The sequence below is a fragment of the Nocardia sputi genome, from assembly GCF_023501985.1.
This window is the reverse complement of the sequence record NZ_JAMFLC010000021.1, coordinates 164744-184150: the sequence shown is the minus strand read 5'-3', so window position 1 is coordinate 184150 and position 19407 is coordinate 164744. Positions and strand designations below refer to the sequence as shown.

Below are 19407 nucleotides of genomic sequence, written 5' to 3'. Positions count from 1 at the left end.
TGAGTTGATCATGCGGGCCTAGACTGTCCCTTGCCCACCACACCATCTCGAAGGGGTGGACGCCATGAGGAGCGCCATTCGGTACCTGTTCCTCGCGACCGTGATCGTGGCACTGGCCGCGTTCGGGTCGGGCGCGGCGGCAGCGACAATGATCGGAAAGCCATCGGCGCCTCCGGTCGCTGCGATCGGACCCTCGAACGGCCAAGTGGTGGGCGTGGCTCATCCGGTGACCATTCGTTTCGCCGCACCTGTGACGGATCGCGCACAGACGGAACAATCCATCGACATCGCAACGAGCCAGCCACTGCCGGGCACCTTCGCGTGGAACGACGATCGCGAAGTGGTGTGGACGCCGAGCGGGTTCCTGCCCGCCAACGCCCACATTCTCGTCTCGGTCGGCGGCGCACGGACGGAATTCCGTACCAACGCGGGCGTTTTCGGTGACGCGGACATGTCCGCGCATACGTTCACGGTCACCATCGGCGGCATCGTGGTCCGGACGATGCCCGCCTCGATGGGCAAACCGGGGTTCGAGACGCCCACCGGGACCTGGCCCGTCCTGGAGAAGTTCCGTTCGATCGTGTTCGACTCCCGGACCATCGGCATTCCGCTGAGTTCGCCGGAGGGCTACGTCATCAACGGCGAGTTCGCCGAACGCCTCACGTGGGGAGGGGTTTTCATCCACTCGGCCCCATGGTCGGTGGACCAGCAGGGTAATGCGAACGTCACCCACGGCTGCGTCAACCTCGCGCCCGCCGACGCCGAATGGGTCTACCGCACGATCGGTATCGGGGACCCGGTCGTCACGCACTGGTGAGCGGTGACCTCACCCGGGTAGCGTCGAGAGGCGTACCCGACGAAAGGCCATCGCGTGCGCGATTTCCCGGTCCCACCGCCGCGTAACACGGAAGAGGCCCAGTTCCGAGATCTTTGGGGCTCGTGGGCATTCGTCACGCCCCGCGATGCCTGCGAGATCCTCGGCGACGTCGAGGCCCCGTGGTGGGTCACGGGCGGCTGGGCCATCGACGCGTTCACCGGAACCCGCCGGAAACACAGCGATATCGACGTGGCGATGTTCCGATCCGACCTGCCCGCACTTCGCACGGCGGCGCGAGGCCGCCTGCATATCTGGTCGGCGGGGCCGGACGGCATCCGCCCCGTCGACGACCGTTTCCCACACGTGGCCGAGAGCGCCGACCAGGTCTGGCTGCGGGCGAACGCGCGGTCACCGTGGCTGATCGATCTCCAGCTCAACCCCGGGGAGGACGGGTCCTGGGTCAACCGGCGTGACCCGTCCCTGGTCACACCACTCGACGAGGTGACGTGGGTCGCCGAGGACGGCGTCAGATATCTGAATCCCGAATTCGTCCTGATCTTCAAAGTCAAACAGCGCAGACCCAAGGACCACGAGGATCTCGAGCGGACATGGCCGAAGCTGAACACCACACAGCGCGCGGCGGTGCGGACGTACGTGTCCGACCACTACCCGGAGCACGAATGGCTGGCTCTGCTGGAGTGATGCCCACATCTGGGCAGGTCGCGTCTACTCGGCGGGTCGGCACGAGCGGCGTGCCGTCTACCCCGGTCCCTGCGCGACAGCGAGAACAGGGCGGTGCAATAGCATTTCGTGAGCTGAGCTGAGCTGAGCGGAGCGGGCACTCGGCAATTGCCTGTGGGCGTGCTCGATCGAGGTACCGGGCAGTAGCCTACGGGGTCGGAACAGCTCAATTGTGAACGTGGCAGACGGTTCCCGCATCGTGGGGACGCTATTACGCTGACGGGGGACCTGATGAAGGGCGGGGCGATGGATCGACCGGAGATGAGCGCACGACCCGGCTACGACCGGGGGCATCAGTCCGGCACCGGGGGGCCGGGGCAGGCGCCGGCCGGGGAGGACTACCGGGGCGAGTGGTCCACTTGGGTGGATAACCTGCCCACCGGGGCGCAGGCGCCGGGACCGGTGCAGACGACGCCGCCCGATCCGGACCGGTACGAGGATCAGTTCGCAGGACTGATCGACCGCTCCCCCGCCCCGCGCGCGAGGCGGTGGGCCGTACCGATGCTCGGCACGCTCGGCGTCGCGACGCTGGGCTTCGCGGCCTACATGCAGTTCGGGACCGGCGGCTCCGACCGGCAGGCCGCCGCACCGGCCCCGTCCGCCCAGGCCTCCGCCCCTGCGGCGCCTGCCGCCCAGTGCCCCGCCGAGCGGGTCGGAAACAGGATCCAAGGTAATGGCGTTGGGGGTTTCGATTCCGGCCCCGCGGTGATCTTCGCCTTCCAGCACGCCTATTACGTGACCCGCTCCGGCGAACAGGTCCGCGCCACCACCACCGCTGACGCCGCCGTCCAAGCGGCCGACGCCATCCAGCGCGGAATCGACAGCATTCCCGCGGGCACCACCCACTGCTTGGCGATCAGCCCCGGAGCGTTCGCGGGCCAATACCTCGTCGTGGTCACCGAGCACCGCCCCGGGCAGCAGCCGGTCACCTACAACCCGCAGATCGTGACCACCACCAAGGACGGCGATCGCACCCTCATCAGCGCCATCAGCCGCGGGTGAAGACAGTTCTCACACCCCCCCATCGCTTCCTCTGTCGTCGCGGGTAAGCGGCCCGGGGTGACCCGGTCAGTCGGACTCGGCGGCGGCTACGACGTGGCGCATGAGCAGTGCCGTGGTGACCGGGCCGACACCGCCGGGGACGGGGCTGAGTCCGGCGGCCTTGCCGCGTACCGAGTCGGCGTCGACATCACCGACGATCTTGCCGTCGGCGGCCTCGTTGGTGCCGACGTCGATGACCACCGCGCCTTCGCGGACGTGCTTGCCGGAGATCAGGCCGATGCGGCCCGCCGCGGCGACGACGATGTCGGCGGTGGCGGTGACGGCGGCCAGGTCGGCGGTGCGGGAATGGCACACCGTGACGGTGGCGTCTTTCGCCAGCAGCAACTGGGCCAGCGGCTTGCCGACGACGTTCGAGCGGCCGACGACCGCGACGTGGCGACCGGCGAGCGGAATCCCGTGATGCTCGAGCAGTTCGACCACGGCCTCCGAGGTGGCGGGAACGAAGCCGTCCAGCCCCGCCGCCAGCAGGCCCAGCGACAGCGGGCTCACGCCGTCGACATCCTTGGACGCGACGATCGCGGAACTCACGTCGTCGAGCGTGACGCCCGCCGGAAGGGGGGTCTGCAACATGATCGCGTCGGTCGCGGAGTCCGCACCCCGCGCGGTCAGCTCCGCGCGGATCTCCGCCGCGCCGGCCTGCGCACCGAGATCCACTGTTTCGCAGACGATTCCGAGCCGTTCGGCCGCTTTGCGCAGCGAGTTCACGTACCAGGCGCTGGCCGGGTCGTCGTTCGCCACGATCAGGGCGAGGCGCGCGGCGGCCCCGCCGTCGGTGAGCGCGGCGGCGCGGGCCTTGGTGTCGGCGTTGATGGCGGCGGCGAGTTCCTTGCCGGACAGCGAAACGGTATCCACGTTGACACAGCCTAACGGGCACGGCCGGGCGGATTCTCGAAGCACCACCGACCCCAGCGAGAATCCGCCCGGCAATTGCGGGATAACGGCGAAATCGGGCCGTATCGTAATCCGTGCTTGCCCCCAGCTAACTGCTAGCACGTGCCAACCCGTTCTCGGCGGAAAGGTGACGACTGTAGTGATGATCTCGAGGCATTGGAAACTTCTGGTAGCGGCTTCGTTCGCCGCGTTCTCCCTCAGCGGCCTGGCCGGTGTCCCCGTGCACGCCGCGCCGGATACAGCCGCCCTGTACAACTCCGCCCAGCGCCACTTCGCCAACGGCGACGACGCCGCGGGGCGTGCCGACCTGCGCCACCTGATCGGCGCCGATCCCGCTGACGCCGAAGCGCTCGCCCTCCAGGCGATCTGGTCCGACTACGCCGGTGACCTGCCCGCGTTCTTGGACGCCATGGCCCGGCTGCACATGGTGGATCCGGCCTTGGCGCGAGGCACCGACAACGTGCTCGGCGCCATCCGCGCCGCGGTGGGCACCCTGCCGAATCCGCTGCCCGCGCTGGCGGGGCCGCAGACCGGCATCGTCGTTCTCGGCTACGGCCTGCTGCCGGACGGAGCGCTGCGCCCCGAATTGGTGAACCGGCTCACCGCGGCGTGGTTGCAGTCGATCGCCGCGCCGCTGTCGCCGATCGTCGTCACCGGAGGCAACCCACAGAACGGCGTCACCGAGGCCGAGGCCATGCGCCACTGGCTGGTCACCCACGGCGTACCGCCGACGCGCATCCACGTGGAGGGCCGCGCGAGCTCGACCGTGCAGAACGCCCTGTTCAGCACGAGGCTGCTGCGTGATGTCGGGGCGACGAGCGCGATCGTGGTCACCTCCCCCAACCACATCCGCCGGGCCGTCGCCGACTTCATCGTCGCGGGCACCCGCGTGGTCGGTGCGACCACCTCGCTCGAGCACTTGGTCTCGCAGCTACCGCCGCCCGGCAGACCGGCCCAACGCGGCATCTATCTCGACGCCACCCGCACTTTCCAGCTGAGCACGGCACGCTGATTGCCGGTCGATCGGGACCCGCCTCCACGGGCGCGGGTCCCGATCGCCGGGGAAAACCGTTGGCGGGATCTGACGCGCGCACGGCAGGATGGCCCGGTGACGTCAGCGGGAAGTGCCGATGTGGTGGCCCGGCTCCGGGCGGCGGGCTGCGTATTCGCCGAGGACGAGGCGCGGCTACTGATCGCCGCGGCCGCGGAGACGGGTGTGGCGCTCGAATCGCTCGTCCTCCAACGCGTCACCGGCAGTCCGCTGGAGTACTTGCTGGGCTGGGCGGATTTCCACGGGCTGCGGGTCGCGGTTTCCCCCGGCGTCTTCGTGCCGCGGCAGCGCACCGCGTTCCTCGTCGACCGGGCGGTCGAGCTGATCCAGGCCCGGTCCGGTCATCCTGTGGTGGTCGATCTGTGTTGCGGTTCCGGCGCACTGGGCTTGGCGGCGGCGACGACCGCGGCCGCCGAGGGGCGTCCGGTCACCCTGGCGGCCGCCGACATCGATCCGGTGGCGGTCGAGTGCGCCCGCCGCAACCTCACGCCGCTCGGCGCCCCGGTTTACCAAGGCGATCTCTTCGAACCGTTGCCGGAGGAATTGCGCGGCTGCATCGACATCTTGCTCTGCAACACCCCCTACGTGCCCACCGAGATGATCGCACGGATGCCGCCGGAGGCGCGCGACCACGAACCGCGCACCGCCCTCGACGGCGGCCCGGACGGACTGGACGTCTTGCGCCGGGTCGCGGCCGAGGCCGCCGACTGGCTGTCCCCTGGCGGGCATCTGCTCGTGGAGTCGAGCGAGAACCAGGCGCCGCTCACGCTCGCCGTCTTGGCCGAGCACGGACTCGCCGGACGCGTCGTGGCATCGGAAGAGCACTACGCGACGGTGGTCATCGGCACCCGCCCGCGCTGACGCGCGCTACTTCTTGCGACCGGTGAACTCGTCCATCGAGTGGTAGACGCCGACCGTGTCGAGGAACAGGTCGCGCAGTTTGATCGGCAGCAGTCCGGAGAGCGCCTTGTTCAAGCGCGAGGTCCACGGCAGCACGACCAGCGGGGTGCCGTTCTTCATCTCGCGCCACGAGGTGTCGACCACCTTCTGCTGGTCGAGGATCGGCGTGAACAGGAATCCCTTCGCGCCGTCGAACATTCCGGTGTTGATGTAGGTCGGGCAGACCGTGGTGACCTTCACGTGGTCGTGGCCCGCTTGCTCGAGCTCGATCCGCACCGAGTCCGACCAGCCCAGCGCGGCCCACTTGGACGCGGCGTACACGCTCATGCGCGGGTTGGAGACCAGGCCCGCCGACGAGGCGATGGTGAGCACCCGCCCCTCGGTGGAACCGGCGACCATGGCGGGCAGGAACTCGAGCGTGACGTACATCGGGCCGAGGGAGTTGATCGCCATCGTCTTGTCGATGTCGGCGCGGTTCTCGGTTTCCCAGAAGTAGTTGTTGCCGCGCACGATGCCGGCGTTGTTGACCAGGATGTCGACGCCGCCGACCTGCTCACGCACGCTCGCCGCCGCCTCGGCGATCGTCTCGGACGACGCGACGTCGACCACGTGGTGAACTATGGCGCTGCCACGGCCGGCGAGTTCGGCGGCGGTGTCCTTCAGCGCGGCCTCGTCGATGTCCCACAGCACCACCGTCGCGGCGCCTTCGCGCACCGCACGCTGGGCGAACAGCTTCCCCAGGCCCATCGCGGCGCCCGTGACCAGGACCCTCTTGCCCGCAACCGTGTCCAATTTCATCCGTACCGATTCCTGATCCGTGAGTCGTGAGAGTTACTTCTGCCGAAGCGCTTTCATGACGCCGAAGTACAGCGTCATCGTCTTCGCCCAGACCGCTTCGGACATACCGGGCAGCGGCGCGATCGGCAGCACCCGCTGCACCGCGATGGTCTGGGTGTCGATGTACTTGAGCAGGCCTTCGGGACCGTGCCTGCGTCCGGTGCCGGAGATACCGAGTCCGCCCGAAGGCGCGTCGGCACTGCCCCACGCGGCGATGAAGCCCTCGTTGACGTTCACCGAGCCCGCGTCGATCCGCGCCGCCACCGCGCGGCCGCGGACGGTGTCCTTGGTCCAGACGCTGGCGTTGAGGCCGTAGGCGGTGTCGTTGGCCTGCTCGACGGCTTCGTCGTCACTGCTCACGCGATAGACCGAGACCACAGGCCCGAAGGTCTCCTCGCGGTAGACCGTCATGCCCGGCCGCACACCGGCCAGCACGGTCGGCTCGTAGAAGTACGGACCGAGGTCCGGGCGCGCGCGACCGCCCGTCAGCACCGTGGCGCCCTTGGCCACCGCGTCGTTCACGTGCGCGACGACCGTGTCGAGCTGGCGCTGGAACGTCAGCGACCCCATGTCGGCGGCGTAGTCCAGACCGCCGCCGAGGCGGATCGCCTCGACATGGCCGACGAATTCGGCGACGAAGCGGTCGTAGACGCTGTCGTGCACGTAGATCCGCTCCATCGACTCGCACAGCTGCCCGGCCGAGGCGAAGCAGGCCCGGATGGCGATCTTGGCCGCGCGCGAGACGTCCGCGTCGGCGAGCACCAACAGCGGGTTCTTGCCACCGAGTTCGAGCGAGTAACCGATCAGCCGCTCGCCCGCCTGCTGGGCGATGGTCCGTCCGGTCGCGCTGGAGCCGGTGTAATCGACGTAGTCGGCGCGGGCGATCACCTCACCGCCGATCACCGAACCGCGTCCGAGCACCGCCTGCCAGAGCCCGCGCGGCAACCCGGCGCGCACGGCGGCGTCGATCGCCCACAGCGCGGTGAGCGCGGTCTGGTTGTCCGGTCGCGCCACCACCGCGTTGCCCGCGACGAGGGCGGGCAGCGCATCAGAGGCGGCCAGAGCCAGCGGATAGTTCCACGGCGAGATGACCGCGACCACGCCCTTGGGCCGGTGCCGAACGTCGACCTGGGTGAGCACGGGGAGCACGCCGCGCGGTTTGCGCGTGGCCAGCAGCCGAGCGGCGACCGAGGCGTAATACCTGGCGTTCACCGCCACGTCGCCGACCTCGTCGAAGGCGTGCGCTCGTGACTTGCCGGTCTCGGTCTGCACGATGTCGAGGATGGTGTCCTGCTCGGCCAGCACGATGTCGTGGAACCGGCGCAGCACCGCGACGCGTTCCCGGACCGGGCGGCGCGCCCACTGGCGCTGCGCTTCGCGGGCGGTGGCGAACGCGGTCTCGATGTCCTCGGAGGAGGACTGCGGCAGGTCGATGATCTTCACGCCGGTCGCGGGGGCGAACACCTCGACCGCGGGGGCGCCGCCCGCGACGGCGTGCGCGAGCAACGGCTGCGACAGCGACGAGGGCAGCGCGTCGGCGGTGGCCGGTTGGGAGGCGGTCGTCATGGTCGGCCCTCTCGAGAACGGTGGGCCGCGCCGCATGCGCGCCCCTTTAATTGAACAGCAGTGTTAGATTAATATCTATGTCACACCTCGTGTCAAGCTGTTCGTCGTGGCGCACAGGTATCCAAGGGGCCGCGTTGTGAGGCGGCACGATGACGGGTGAGCCCACCACCGCGCGGCGCGGGCGACCGCCGCAAACACAAGAACAGGCCGAGGAGGTCCGCGCCCGGATCGTGCTCGCGACCGCGGAAGTGTTCACCCGCACCGGTTCTCGCGGGCTGAGCGTCGCGCAGATCATCGAGCAGGCGGGGCTGGCCAGGCCGACGTTCTACCGCTATTTCGGCAACGCCAACGAACCGCTGCTCGCGGTGCTCGACAGTTCCAACGACGGTCTGGTCGGCGGTATCCGCACGGCGCTGACCGGCACCGACGAGCCGGTCGAGTTGGGCATCCGGCTGATCGACGCGTACCTGGACTGGGCACGCGGGCACGGCCCCATGCTGCGGCCGCTGTTCGCCGAGCTGCACGACCCGGGCTCGCCGGTGTCGGCATACCGGGAGCGTGCGCTGGACGACATCCGCGGCTTGGTGCGCGAGACGTTCGCCGGGCTCGGCCGCCCGGTGCCGAGCCCGCTGGATCTGGACGCCGCGCTGCACCTGTGCGAGTACGTGGTCTACCGGATCTCCGCGGGCACCGCGCCCGGCGCCGAACCGGACACGGAAACCGTGTCGGCGGCGCGCCTGACGATGATCCGGGTCCTGCTCACCACTCTGGGCACCCGGGCCGATCTGGAATACGCGCTGACGCTGCCCGCGATCTTTCCCGCCGAGTCATAGACCGGCTCGCGCGCGTCAGCGCGGTACCGGGGTGACCGCGCGGCTGTCGATGACGCGCTGTTCGACACGGTGGATCAGGTCGTGCACCCGGGAGTCGCGCGCCAGCCTGCTGTCGAGCACCACGTTGATCACGCCCCGCAGCAGCGCGTACGGCTCCCACTGCGGCGGCGCGATGGTGCGCGCCGCCCGGCGGGCGATGCCATCGGCGACGGACTGCGCCGCGTCGTGCACTGTGATGCGCAGGTTCAGCGGCCACGGCAGTAGTGCGCCCAGGTCCGCGCCCAACTCGTCCTCGTCGAGGGTGCCGTGTGTCATCGCGGTGTCGACGATGCCGAAGTACGCCACGCCCGCAGTCGCCCCGACCGCGGCCAGCTCGACACGCAGCGCACGCCCGAACTGCTCGACCGCGGCCTTGCTCACCATGTAGGGCGAGCCGCCCATGCCGGGCGCAAACGCCGCGGCGGAGGAGACGACCACGACGTGGCCTTTCGCGGCGACGATGTCCTCCAGCGCCGGGTGCACGGTATTGAACACCCCGGTCACGTTGATGCCGATGACCCGATCGAAATCGCCGGGATTCATCGTCCGGATCGTCGCGGGCTCGGGCACCACTCCCGCGTTGGCCACCACGACATCGATCCGGCCGAACCGCTCGCGGACCCGGGAGATGGCTTCGCGCATGCCGATCCGATCGGAGACGTCCGCGCGCACCACCAGCGCACGCTCCCCCATCGAACGCCCGACGGCTGCCGCGGCGGCCTCGTCGATGTCGATCAACGCCACCGAAGCGCCCGAGGCATAGAGTTTTTCGGCCAGAGCCCGGCCGATTCCCGTGCCCGCGCCGGTGATCACCACCACCCGATCACGGACGTCGAGCCGGTTCTCGGCGGGCTGGGACAGCAGCTGACGCAGCAGGTCGGTTACCACGGCGCTCACCCGACCAGCAGCCGGTAGGACTCCGGATCGAAACGACTTGTGCGCCGCCGGTATTCGAAGCTCCAGTTCGGGTACAGGCCCGCGTTGCCGCCGTCGGCGGTCTGGTAGTAGCTGCGGCATCCGCCGGTCAGCCAGGCGGTGTCACGACTGCGCTCGGTCACCTCGTCGAGGAAGGCTCGCTGCACCTCCTCGCGCACATCGATCCGCCGGATTCCCCGCGCACGCATGGTGGTCACGGCATCGACGATATAGCGTGCCTGCGCCTCGATCATATAGATCGCCGACTGATTGCCCGCCGCCCCGAACGGACCGAGCGTGCAGAAGAAATTCGGGAAGCCCGCCATCGTGGCGCCGAGGTAACTACTCGGCCGCTCCCGGTAGCGGTCTCCGATCGACTCGCCGTCGATTCCGTGCACGCGGTCGAAAATGGCAGGAGGGACACCGAATCCGGTGCCCCAGATGATCGTGTCCACCGGATGCCGCGCGCCGTCGGCGGTGACGATCGACCGGGCGCGGATTTCCTGGATGCCCTCGGTGACGACCTCGACGTTCGGCTCGGTCAGGGCCGGATAGTAGGCGTCGGAGAAGATTGCCCGCTTGCACCCGATCACGTAGTCGGGCGTCAGCTTGCGGCGCAGAGCCGGATCCCGGACCTGGCGCAGCAACTGAAGCCTGCCGAGCGCCTCGTAGGGGTGCCGGAACCGCTTGTCCACGAAACCGACCAGGCCGAACCCTTCGATTCCGGTGTAGTACAGACCGCGGATCGCTTTGCCGAGCGCGGGTACCCGGCGCAGCAGCGCGCGTTCGACGGGCAGGGTGCGGCGATCCAGCCGCGACACGATCCACGGCGCGGAACGCTGGAACACGGTCAGCTTCCCGACCTGCGGCTGGATCTCGGGAATGAACTGTACGGCCGACGCCCCCGTGCCGATCACCGCCACTCGCTCTGCGGTGAGATCGTGCTCGTGATCCCAATGCAGCGAATGGAACTGCGTCCCTTCGAACGTTTCCGCGCCCGGCAGCCGAGGGATCCGCGCCTCGCTGAACGGCCCGACGGCGGATACCAGCACATCCGCCGTCAGGTCGCCGCGACTGGTGCGCAACCGCCACAGCGTGGCCGCATCGTCCCAGCGAGCCTCGCGCAACTCGACGTCGAACCGCATGTGGCGCACCACGTCGTGGCGCGTCGCGACCGACCGGAGGTAGGCGAGGATCTCCTGCTGTGTGCCGTAGGTGCGCGACCAGTTCGGATTGGGCGCGAAGGAGTACGAATACAGGTGTGAGGGCACGTCGCACGCGCAGCCTGGGTAGGTGTTCGCCCGCCAGGTGCCGCCGAGGTCACCGGCGCGCTCGAGCAGCACGAAATCATCGATGCCCGCTTCGCGCAGCGAGACGGCCAGCCCGATCCCGGCTATCCCGGCGCCGATCACCGCGATCGGGACATGTTCCGTGGCCACTGTCATGTCTTCCTCCCACCCGCGCGCACCGTTGCCCGCTGAGCTCACAGATCCAGTTCGAGTTCGCCGCCGCGCGCCCGGGAGACGCAGGTCAGCATCGCCCACGTGCGCTCGGACTCGAGCAGCGACCGGTCGCGGTGGTCCACCGCGCCGGCGAGCACCCGGGTCTTGCAGGTGCCGCAGAATCCCTGCTGACAGGAGTAGGCCAGACCGGGCAGCACCCGGCGGATGGCGCTGAGCGCGGACTCGTCGGCGGCGACCTCCACGTCGAAACCACTGCGGTGCAGCCTGATCCGGAACGACTCCCCGTCCCGCACGGGCAGCGGCGAGAACCGCTCGGTGTGCAGCGAGGCCGTGGGATCGTGCAGTGCGAGAACCGCCCGGGCGGCCTCGGCAAGCGGCGGCGGCCCGCAGACGTAGACCGCGGCGCCGGGCGGGGTCTGCTCGAAGATCATCCGCGCGTCGGGCGGGCCGAATTCGTCGTCCGGACGCACCACCACGTCGCCGCCGGTGTAGCGGGCCAAGTCGTACAGGAACGGCATGCGCGACCTGGTCCGACCCAGGTACATCAGCCGCCACGGCACTGCGGCGCGCTCGGCCGCTGCGACCATGGGCAGGATCGGCGTGATGCCGATGCCGCCTGCCACGAACAGATAGCACGGGGCCTCGACGAACGGGAACGCGTTGCGCGGACCGCGCACGCACAACCGGTCGCCCACTCGCAGATCCCGGTGGATCTCCACCGACCCACCCTCGCCGTCGGCGATGAGGCGCACCGCGATGCGGTAGAACCCGCGGTCGGCCGGATCGTTGGTGAGCGAATACTGCCGCTGGCGACCCGACGGCAGGAAGACGTCCAGATGCGCGCCCGGCGTCCAAGCGGGCAGCGGACCACCGTCGGGGTGGCGCAGCCACAAGCTCACCACGCCGTCGGCCTCCTGCCCGATCCGGTCGACGACCACCTCGAATTCGTACCCGGTGCGACGGACCGGACTGGGACGCGAAAGCAACGGCGCGGCATCGCCCGCGACGAACAGTCGTTTGTAGGCGTCGGCCGCCGAGCCGATCAGCCGCAACGCGGCCCCGGGCTGGAACCGCTCGCCGACCGCGGTCACGCGCCCGCCGCCCGTGCCGCGGGCGACTGCGCCAGGTAACGCAGCGCGTTGTCCATCGGTCCGAGCTGGGAGGGATGGAATCCCGGCCGCAGATAGCGCGGGATCTCGGTGAAGAAGGTGGTGAAGCTCGGCACCACACCGCGGACCGACGCGCTCGCCAGTTGCAGCGGCCAGAATCGGCCCTTGCGTTCGGACGGATCCTTATGGAACAGATAGCCGCCGGAGACGACGAACAAGGTGAGCAATCCCGCGCTGGCCAGCACCGCCTGCCGGGCCTTGCGAGCGTATCCGCCGTCGAGGTGCATGTACGCGTCGTAGACCACGCTGCGGTGCTCGACTTCCTCGGCGCCGTGCCAGCGGATCAGGTCGAGCATCGCCGGGTGCATGCCCTTGGCTTCCAGCTTGTCGTTGGTCAGCAGCCACTCCCCGATCACCGCGGTGTAGTGCTCCATGCCCGCGAAAAGCGCGAGCCGCTCGCACAGCCACTCTCGTCTGGCCCGTCCGGTCAGCCCGTGGTCGCCGAGCACCCGGTCGACCAGCCAGGTCACGCGCTCGACCATCGGGCCGACTTCCAAGCCGAGCCGCTCCAACTGCTCGCGCGCCTTCTCGTGCGAGCTGGCGTGCATGGATTCCTGTCCGATGAACCCGCGGACTTCCTCGCGTAACCGCTCGTCCTCGATCAGGGGTAGCGCCTCGGCCAGCGCCTGCGCCATCGCGCGCTCCCCTTCGGGGAGCACCAGGTGCATGACGTTGATGATGTGGGTGGCCATCGGCTCGCCGGGGATGTAGTGCATCGGCACCGTGGCGAAGTCGAATTCCACCGCCCGCGCGTTGATGGCGTGTGCCTGGTCGGTATATACGGCAGAGCCCATCTCGCACCCCTCGTCCTCGATCGGTGTCTTCGCAATCTATTGATGACATCACATGCTGTCAACATCACATGATGTCTGTTCGGTTGCTATGAGAGGATGGCGCCATGGTCGAAGGCGACGGATCGATACCGGGCATGCGCCGCTGGCGCGGACTCTCCCCCGCCGATCGCGTCGCCACGCGCCGGGAACAGTTGATCGAGGCGTGCACGGAACTGATGGCGACCGTCGGCGCCGCCGAGGCGTCCATGCGCGGCGTCTGCCGGCAGGCCGGGCTGACCGAGCGCTATTTCTACGAGAGCTTCCCGAACCTGGACGCGCTGCTGATGACCGTGCTGGACACCGTGGTCCTCGGCGCGCGTGACCGGTTGCTCGAGGAACTGCCCAACGCACCCCTCGAACGCGACTCGATGTTCCGCCACATGGTCGGCATCTTCACCGACTATCTGCTGGAGGACCGCCGCCGCGGCCGGATCATGTTCATCGAATCGCAAGCCACTCCGGTGCTCATGCCGCGCGCCAACGAATTGATCGGCCTGTTCACCGCGCCGATCGCGCTCGTCATCACCGCGGGCGACTACTCCGAGCCGATTCCCGACGAGCACGACCACGCGCTCAACGCCAGCGCCATCTTCGGCGCGCTCGCCTATCTGTACCGCCCCTGGCTCGACGGTGAAATCCCTGTCTCGCGGGAACGTTTCGACGCGCACGCCGCCGACGTCATCGAACGGATCGCCACGGCCCGCTCCTCGCTGAGCACAGAGGCTTAGACACGCCTCGAGCCGCGCCCAGCGACGGTTCGGATCGGTAGCCGCCCAGCTCCTTCGGAGCAGTTCGGTCCACCGCGATGCCCGGGTCGAACGGCCGGCGCGAGTACGGATCAACCGAATCTCGCGAGTTCGCTTCCACCACAACACTGTTCGGTCAGTCCGCATGAGAGGCACACGCCGACGCGATACCGACCGGTCAGCCCTGCATGATTCGCAGTGAGGTCACTCACATCCATCGAGGGGCCCAACCCACCGCCACCTCACGAATTGCCACCATTCGGCAATAGCCGATCAGTTGCCATTCCGAAAGCGATGCATCGACCCACCCGAGGCGGCCGGCCGCGCTTCGGACCCGAAAACCCGCGACAAACCGAAACGGCCACTCACATCGCAATACTGCGAACGCCATAGCCAGGGTGTCACCGGTTAGTGATACCTCACGAAACAGATACCCGCGCGAGTGATTCCCGTCTCAGAGACATGGCTGGCGCGGGATATAGCCATTTGTTGTTACTGTCGGGTAGTGTTCAATGCACCGACGATCAGAGTCGATCCGGAACCGTATATGTCAACGATTTCAGGAGCGCTCGTGTCTCCCCATTCTCGCTTCGAATCCATCGGCGCCTATCTGCCCTCGACTGTCGTTACCACCGAGGAGCTGCTGTCCCGGATGAAGGAACCCCCTTCGTTCGATCTGGAGAAAATCACCGGCGTTCGTGAACGCCGGGTGCGCGATACTCGACCGCAAAGTTACGAAGACTCCTTCACTCTGGCGATGAAGGCTGTCGAGGACTGTCTGTCCAGGTCACAGTACGGTCCAGAGGACATCGACGTGATCATCTCCACCTCGATCTCGCGAGGCAAGCATGCCACCCGCATGTATATGGAGCCCTCGTTCGCCATGTCGATCAGCCGTCTTATCGGCGCTAAGAACGCCATTGTGTTCGACATTTCCAATGCCTGCGCCGGAATGCTCACCGGTACTTACATCCTGGACCGGATGATCCGATCCGGCGCCGTCCGGAACGGACTCGTTGTCAGCGGCGAGGCGATTACCGAAATTGCCGACACCGCGGTCCGCGAGATTTCCGAGAAATACGATCCGCAGTTTGCGGCGTTGACCGTCGGCGACTCCGGATGCGCGATCGTTTTGGACGAGGCCGTCGATGAAAACGACGTTATCCATTACATCGAGATGATGACCGCCGCGGAGTACGCGCACCTGTGCCTCGGCATGCCGAGCGACAAATCCCAGGGCGTCGCGATGTACACCGACAACCGCCGGATGCACAATGAGGACCGCTTCCTGCTCGGCACCAATACTCAGCGTAAATTCCTCGAGGCGCGGGGCAAGACCTTCGCCGACGAGAAGTTCGACTACGTCATCCACCACCAGTTCGGCGCCGCCGCCATTCCGTGGATGAACGCCATCGCCGAACGGGAGTTCGGTAGCCCGATGCCGCCGGATCTGCGGGTCATCGAGAAGTACGGAAACACTTCCACCACTTCGCATTTCATCGTCCTGCACGATCAGCTCAGCCAGCAGAACCTCCCCGCGGGATCGAAGTTGCTGCTGGTGCCCGCGGCCTCCGGCATCGTCACCGGGTTCGTGTCCACCACCATCTCGTCGCTGAAGGTCTGAGGTCAGTCATGAGCGTGCGCATCAAGTCCACCGGCATCAGCCGATCCGACGACACCTACAGCATCGTCGAGCACACCACCCGCGCTGCCAGGCAGAGTCTGGAGCGCGCCGGAATTCGTTCCGATCAGGTCGGCCTACTGATCAACGCGGGCATCTTCCGCGATTCGAATACCGTCGAACCCGCGGTGTCGGCGCTGATCCAGAAGGCGGCCGGGATCGGCCTGGAATACGCCAAAGACGACCCGAGGACCTTCTCGTTCGATCTGATGAACGGGGCGATCGGTGTCGTCAACGCGATCCAGGTCGCCACCTCGGTCCTGGAGACCGGTAGCGCCGAGCACGTGCTGATCGTGTCCGGCGACACCCATCCGTCGATGACCCGCTCGGTCGCCGACGACGAGTTCCCGTACTCCACCTGCGGCGCGGCGCTGCTGCTGGAGCGCACCGACGAACCGGACGGCTTCGGCACGGTGCACACCGTGAAGGGTGAGGGCACGCCGGCGGTCGAGGGCTATCTCGACATTTCGACGATGGGCGACCGCGGCCGCAGCCTGATCACCGTGGAGCGGGAGCCCGGCTTCGAGGACCGCCTACTCGAGGTGGCTCTCGGCGCCGCGCGCCGAGCGCTCGCCGAATCGGACCACGCCTCGCTGAGCGAGATCGCGCTGATCGCGTCGACGCCGAGCCCGGAGTTCCCGAAGAAGCTGGCCGCCGCCCTCGGCATCGACCAGCGATCGGTCCGCCTACCGGATCTGCGTGACGGCGACCCGCACACGGCCGCGCTCACCGCGGCCTACGACTCGGCGATCGTGGACGACGGGCTCGCCGAGTACCGCCAAGTGCTGTTCGTCGCGGCGGGCGCGGGTCCGGCGGCGGCGGCGGTGCTCTACCGGTTGCCCGTCTTCGCCGGGGCGCCTGCGTGACAACGGGAACCTACTGGCAGGCCATCGATCGGTTTCGTGCGGTCGTCCGCACCGACCCCACCCGTGTGGCCGTGCGCTACGCGGATGGGATCGACCTCGATGGCCTGCCGGCCTACCGGCACCTGACCTATGGCGAGCTGGACGCGTGGTCGGACACCATCGCCCAGCGGCTCGCCGCGTCGGGTGTCGGCACCGGGACCCGCACCATCGTGCTGGTGCTGCCGAGCCCGGAGCTGTACGCGATCATGTTCGGCCTGCTCAAACTCGGAGCGGTGGCGGTCGTGATCGACCCGGGCATGGGCGTGCGGAAGATGCTGCGCTGCCTGCGCGCCGTGGACGCCGAGGCGTTCATCGGCATCCCGCAGGCGCACGCGCTGCGCGTGCTGTTCCGGCACGGCTTCCGCACCGTCCGCACCACGGTCACGGTCGGCAGGCGCTGGTTCTGGCGCGGCGAGTCGCTGCGGGACTGGGGCCGCACCCCCACCGGCGCGGTCACCGGGGTACGCCCGGCCGCCGAGGACGACCTGCTGCTCATCGCGTTCACCACCGGCAGCACCGGCCCGGCCAAGGCCGTGCGGCTGACGCACGGCAACCTGGCCGCGATGGTGGAGCAGGTGCACCTGGCGCGGGCGGAGGTCGCGCCGGAGGCCTCGCTGATCACCCTTCCGCTGGTCGGCGTGCTGGATCTGCTGCTCGGCTCGCGATGCGTGCTGCCGCCGCTGATCCCGAGCAAGGTGGGCGCGACCGATCCCGCGCACGTCGTCGACGCGATCGAGAGGTTCGGGGTGCGAACCATGTTCGCCTCCCCCGCCGTGCTGATCCCGTTGCTGGAGTATCTGCGCGCCCACCCGGCCGCACTGCAGTCGCTGGACAGCGTCTACTCCGGCGGTGCGCCGGTGCCGGACTGGTGCATCGCCGGACTGCGTGCGGTACTCCATGAGGACGCGAAGATCGTCGCGGGGTACGGATCCACCGAGGCGCTGCCGATGTCCACCATCGAGTCCCGGGAACTGCTGAACGGATTGGTGGAACGGGCACACCGCGGCGCGGGAACATGCATCGGCAGGCCCTCCCACCAGGTGCGGGCGCGCATCGTCGCCATCACCGACGACGCCATACCGACGTGGGCGCGGGCCGAGGAACTCGCCGGCGAGCTGGAGAACACCGGCGGGATCGGCGAACTCGTGGTCGCCGGGCCGAACGTCAGCACCAGCTACCACTGGCCGGAGCAGGCGAACACCCTGGGCAAGATCGTCGACGGCGACCGGATCTGGCACCGCACCGGCGATCTCGCGTGGATCGATGACCAAGGGCGGATCTGGTTCTGCGGACGCAAGAGCCAGCGCGTGGTGACGGCGCACGGACCCATGTTCACCGTCCAGGTGGAGCAGATCTTCAACACCGTCGCGGGCGTGGCCCGCACGGCGCTGGTCGGGATCGGGGCGCGTGGAGCGCAGCGACCGGTGCTCTGCGTCGAACCGAAGCCCGGCGCGGACACCGACCTCGTCGAAGTCGCGCTGCGGGCCCACGGGGCGCGGTTCGACCTCACCAGGACGATCGCCGACTTCTTGGTCCACCCGTCCTTCCCCGTCGACATCCGGCACAACGCCAAGATCGGGCGCGAGCAGCTCACGGTGTGGGCGGCCCGGCAGCTCGGAACGGACGACTGATGACGAAAACGACAGTAATACGAGCGATTCCCGTACTCGGGTGGCTGTATCTGGCCGGGGGCGTGCTCGCCGCGGCGACCGACCGTATCCCGGACAACCGGATCCTGCGCACCGTCTGGTGGATCGACGCTTTCCTCAGCGTCGTCGTGCACGCGGCGCAGATTCCGGTGGCCCTTCGCGCCGCCGAGGGCTCCGGCCGCAGCCGGTTCGCGACGGCGGTCCTGACACAGATCTTCGGCCTGACCTGGTGGCGAACCCAACCCGGCAAGGAGGAGGGGCAATGAGCAAAGTCCTGGTGACCGGCGCGTCCGGATTTCTGGGCGGCGCACTCGTGCGCAGGCTGGTGCGCGACGGTGAGCACGACGTCTCGATCCTGGTGCGCCGCACCAGCAACCTGAACGACCTCGGCGCCGACGTCGACAAGGTCCAGCTCGTCTACGGCGACCTGACCGATCCCGCTTCGCTCGAGCAAGCGACCCGCGGGGTCGACATCGTGTTCCACAGCGCGGCCCGCGTGGACGAGCGCGGCACCCGGCAACAGTTCTGGAACGAGAACGTCCGGGCCACCGAGCGACTGCTCGAGGCGGCCCGGCGCGGCGGGACGGCGCGATTCGTGTTCATCTCCAGCCCGAGCGCGATGATGGACTACTACGGCGGCGACCAGCTCGACGTCGACGAATCGGTGCCGTACCCGCGGCGCTACCTGAACCTGTATGCCGAGACCAAAGCCGCGGCGGAGCGCGCGGTACTGGCCGCCGACACCGAAGGGTTCCGCACCTGCGCCCTGCGCCCGCGCGCGATCTGGGGCGCGGGCGACCGGACCGGTCCCATCGTGCGGCTGCTCGGCCGGACCGGAGCGGGGACGCTGCCGGATCTGTCCTTCGGTCGCACCGTGTACGCCTCGCTGTGCCACGTGGACAACGTCGTCGACGCCTGTGTGAAGGCGGCCGCTTCGGACGCGGTCGGCGGCAAAGCGTACTTCGTCGCCGACGCCGAGAAGACCGACGTCTGGGGATTCCTCGGCGAGGTGGCCACCCGGCTGGGATACCAGCCGCCGACCAGGAGACCCCACCCGCGGGTGATCAACGCGGCGGTGCGCGTCATCGAGACGATCTGGCGTATTCCGGCCATCGCGACCCGCTGGTCACCACCGCTGTCGCGCTACACGGTCGCCCTCTTGACCCGCAGCGCCACATATGACACCACCGCCGCCGCGCGCGATTTCGGCTATCGGCCGGTCGTGGACCGCGACAGCGGACTGACCGCCTTCCTCGCCTGGCTGGAAACCCAGGGCGGGGCGGTCGAACTCACCCGGAATGTGCGCTGA

The 19407-nt window shown here is 68.5% G+C and carries 19 protein-coding genes; 12 read left to right on the top strand and 7 right to left on the bottom strand.

From position 1 onward, the window contains the following. Window positions 1-64 precede the first annotated feature (64 nt). The 3 genes from M8859_RS26790 to M8859_RS26780 all read left to right on the top strand — a co-directional run bounded on the left by M8859_RS26790 (window position 65) and on the right by M8859_RS26780 (window position 2560). Window positions 65-817 (top strand): L,D-transpeptidase, encoded by a 753-nt coding sequence (locus M8859_RS26790; RefSeq protein ID WP_159925934.1) that lies wholly within the window; start codon window positions 65-67, stop codon window positions 815-817. 54 nt (window positions 818-871) lie between these two features. Continuing rightward, entirely contained in the window at window positions 872-1519 is a 648-nt protein-coding gene (locus M8859_RS26785) for a nucleotidyltransferase domain-containing protein (RefSeq protein ID WP_249644967.1), read from the top strand. A 300-nt stretch (window positions 1520-1819) separates the two neighbouring features. Continuing rightward, the gene (locus M8859_RS26780; RefSeq protein WP_159925940.1) at window positions 1820-2560 is read left to right on the top strand and encodes a DUF8176 domain-containing protein; all 741 of its coding nucleotides are present in this window, start codon (window positions 1820-1822) and stop codon (window positions 2558-2560) included. Window positions 2561-2626: 66 nt separating this feature from the next. Here M8859_RS26780 and M8859_RS26775 read toward each other — a convergent pair whose 3' ends face one another. Then, on the bottom strand, window positions 2627-3472 hold the full coding sequence (locus tag M8859_RS26775) for a bifunctional 5,10-methylenetetrahydrofolate dehydrogenase/5,10-methenyltetrahydrofolate cyclohydrolase (protein ID WP_195071372.1): 846 nt from the start codon (window positions 3470-3472) through the stop codon (window positions 2627-2629). A 181-nt stretch (window positions 3473-3653) separates the two neighbouring features. Here M8859_RS26775 and M8859_RS26770 point away from each other — a divergent pair, with 181 nt between their 5' ends. Next, on the top strand, window positions 3654-4523 hold the full coding sequence (locus tag M8859_RS26770; protein ID WP_159925944.1) for a YdcF family protein: 870 nt from the start codon (window positions 3654-3656) through the stop codon (window positions 4521-4523). A gap of 96 nt (window positions 4524-4619) precedes the next feature. Beyond that, window positions 4620-5423 carry a putative protein N(5)-glutamine methyltransferase gene (locus M8859_RS26765; RefSeq protein ID WP_159925946.1) on the top strand — a complete coding sequence of 268 codons (804 nt, stop codon included), beginning with the start codon at window positions 4620-4622 and terminating at the stop codon, window positions 5421-5423. 6 nt (window positions 5424-5429) lie between these two features. Here the strand turns inward: M8859_RS26765 and M8859_RS26760 are convergent, their stop codons facing one another. Continuing rightward, on the bottom strand, window positions 5430-6260 hold the full coding sequence (locus M8859_RS26760; protein WP_159925948.1) for an SDR family NAD(P)-dependent oxidoreductase: 831 nt from the start codon (window positions 6258-6260) through the stop codon (window positions 5430-5432). Window positions 6261-6293: 33 nt separating this feature from the next. Then, window positions 6294-7865: a succinic semialdehyde dehydrogenase gene (locus tag M8859_RS26755; protein WP_159925950.1), complete on the bottom strand. Its 1572-nt coding sequence runs from the start codon at window positions 7863-7865 to the stop codon at window positions 6294-6296. 149 nt (window positions 7866-8014) lie between these two features. Here M8859_RS26755 and M8859_RS26750 point away from each other — a divergent pair, with 149 nt between their 5' ends. Continuing rightward, window positions 8015-8698: a TetR/AcrR family transcriptional regulator gene (locus tag M8859_RS26750; RefSeq protein ID WP_195140102.1), complete on the top strand. Its 684-nt coding sequence runs from the start codon at window positions 8015-8017 to the stop codon at window positions 8696-8698. Window positions 8699-8713: 15 nt separating this feature from the next. On the opposite strand, the gene M8859_RS26745 is transcribed toward M8859_RS26750, so the two are convergent. The 4 genes from M8859_RS26745 to M8859_RS26730 are packed head-to-tail and all read right to left on the bottom strand — an operon-like array spanning window position 8714 to window position 13078. Further along, window positions 8714-9625, bottom strand: a complete 912-nt coding sequence (locus tag M8859_RS26745) for a short-chain dehydrogenase/reductase (protein WP_223521966.1) — start codon at window positions 9623-9625, stop codon at window positions 8714-8716. A gap of 5 nt (window positions 9626-9630) precedes the next feature. Beyond that, the gene (locus tag M8859_RS26740; protein ID WP_249644966.1) at window positions 9631-11097 is read right to left on the bottom strand and encodes a flavin-containing monooxygenase; all 1467 of its coding nucleotides are present in this window, start codon (window positions 11095-11097) and stop codon (window positions 9631-9633) included. 38 nt (window positions 11098-11135) lie between these two features. Then, the gene (locus tag M8859_RS26735) at window positions 11136-12206 is read right to left on the bottom strand and encodes a PDR/VanB family oxidoreductase (protein WP_159925958.1); all 1071 of its coding nucleotides are present in this window, start codon (window positions 12204-12206) and stop codon (window positions 11136-11138) included. Beyond that, window positions 12203-13078, bottom strand: a complete 876-nt coding sequence (locus M8859_RS26730) for a metal-dependent hydrolase (protein WP_159925960.1) — start codon at window positions 13076-13078, stop codon at window positions 12203-12205. Before M8859_RS26730 ends, M8859_RS26735 begins: the two co-directional genes overlap by 4 nt. A 104-nt stretch (window positions 13079-13182) precedes the next feature. On the opposite strand from M8859_RS26730, the gene M8859_RS26725 reads away from it, so the two are divergent. The 6 genes from M8859_RS26725 to M8859_RS26700 all read left to right on the top strand — a co-directional run bounded on the left by M8859_RS26725 (window position 13183) and on the right by M8859_RS26700 (window position 19407). Then, entirely contained in the window at window positions 13183-13845 is a 663-nt protein-coding gene (locus M8859_RS26725; RefSeq protein ID WP_195071368.1) for a TetR/AcrR family transcriptional regulator, read from the top strand. 565 nt (window positions 13846-14410) lie between these two features. Continuing rightward, the gene (locus M8859_RS26720; RefSeq protein WP_195140113.1) at window positions 14411-15487 is read left to right on the top strand and encodes a 3-oxoacyl-ACP synthase III family protein; all 1077 of its coding nucleotides are present in this window, start codon (window positions 14411-14413) and stop codon (window positions 15485-15487) included. A gap of 8 nt (window positions 15488-15495) precedes the next feature. Next, window positions 15496-16410 (top strand): beta-ketoacyl-[acyl-carrier-protein] synthase family protein, encoded by a 915-nt coding sequence (locus M8859_RS26715; protein WP_159925964.1) that lies wholly within the window; start codon window positions 15496-15498, stop codon window positions 16408-16410. Then, window positions 16407-18080: a fatty acid CoA ligase family protein gene (locus M8859_RS26710; protein WP_159925966.1), complete on the top strand. Its 1674-nt coding sequence runs from the start codon at window positions 16407-16409 to the stop codon at window positions 18078-18080. Before M8859_RS26715 ends, M8859_RS26710 begins: the two co-directional genes overlap by 4 nt. Continuing rightward, window positions 18080-18364 (top strand): hypothetical protein, encoded by a 285-nt coding sequence (locus M8859_RS26705; RefSeq protein WP_223513770.1) that lies wholly within the window; start codon window positions 18080-18082, stop codon window positions 18362-18364. The genes M8859_RS26710 and M8859_RS26705 overlap by 1 nt, the downstream gene beginning before the upstream one ends. Beyond that, window positions 18361-19407 (top strand): NAD-dependent epimerase/dehydratase family protein, encoded by a 1047-nt coding sequence (locus M8859_RS26700; RefSeq protein ID WP_195140098.1) that lies wholly within the window; start codon window positions 18361-18363, stop codon window positions 19405-19407. Before M8859_RS26705 ends, M8859_RS26700 begins: the two co-directional genes overlap by 4 nt.

What these genes read in the sequence shown, in the direction of transcription:
- M8859_RS26790 (WP_159925934.1), top strand. Translation starts at nt 65, where the DNA reads ATGAGGAGCGCCATTCGGTACCTGTTCCTCGCGACCGTGATCGTGGCA.
- M8859_RS26780 (WP_159925940.1), top strand. Translation starts at nt 1,820, where the DNA reads ATGAGCGCACGACCCGGCTACGACCGGGGGCATCAGTCCGGCACCGGG.
- M8859_RS26770 (WP_159925944.1), top strand. Translation starts at nt 3,654, where the DNA reads ATGATCTCGAGGCATTGGAAACTTCTGGTAGCGGCTTCGTTCGCCGCG.
- M8859_RS26760 (WP_159925948.1), bottom strand. Translation starts at nt 6,260, where the DNA reads ATGAAATTGGACACGGTTGCGGGCAAGAGGGTCCTGGTCACGGGCGCC.
- M8859_RS26755 (WP_159925950.1), bottom strand. Translation starts at nt 7,865, where the DNA reads ATGACGACCGCCTCCCAACCGGCCACCGCCGACGCGCTGCCCTCGTCG.
- M8859_RS26750 (WP_195140102.1), top strand. Translation starts at nt 8,015, where the DNA reads ATGACGGGTGAGCCCACCACCGCGCGGCGCGGGCGACCGCCGCAAACA.
- M8859_RS26740 (WP_249644966.1), bottom strand. Translation starts at nt 11,097, where the DNA reads ATGACAGTGGCCACGGAACATGTCCCGATCGCGGTGATCGGCGCCGGG.
- M8859_RS26730 (WP_159925960.1), bottom strand. Translation starts at nt 13,078, where the DNA reads ATGGGCTCTGCCGTATATACCGACCAGGCACACGCCATCAACGCGCGG.
- M8859_RS26725 (WP_195071368.1), top strand. Translation starts at nt 13,183, where the DNA reads ATGGTCGAAGGCGACGGATCGATACCGGGCATGCGCCGCTGGCGCGGA.
- M8859_RS26720 (WP_195140113.1), top strand. Translation starts at nt 14,411, where the DNA reads ATGTCAACGATTTCAGGAGCGCTCGTGTCTCCCCATTCTCGCTTCGAA.
- M8859_RS26715 (WP_159925964.1), top strand. Translation starts at nt 15,496, where the DNA reads ATGAGCGTGCGCATCAAGTCCACCGGCATCAGCCGATCCGACGACACC.
- M8859_RS26705 (WP_223513770.1), top strand. Translation starts at nt 18,080, where the DNA reads ATGACGAAAACGACAGTAATACGAGCGATTCCCGTACTCGGGTGGCTG.
- M8859_RS26700 (WP_195140098.1), top strand. Translation starts at nt 18,361, where the DNA reads ATGAGCAAAGTCCTGGTGACCGGCGCGTCCGGATTTCTGGGCGGCGCA.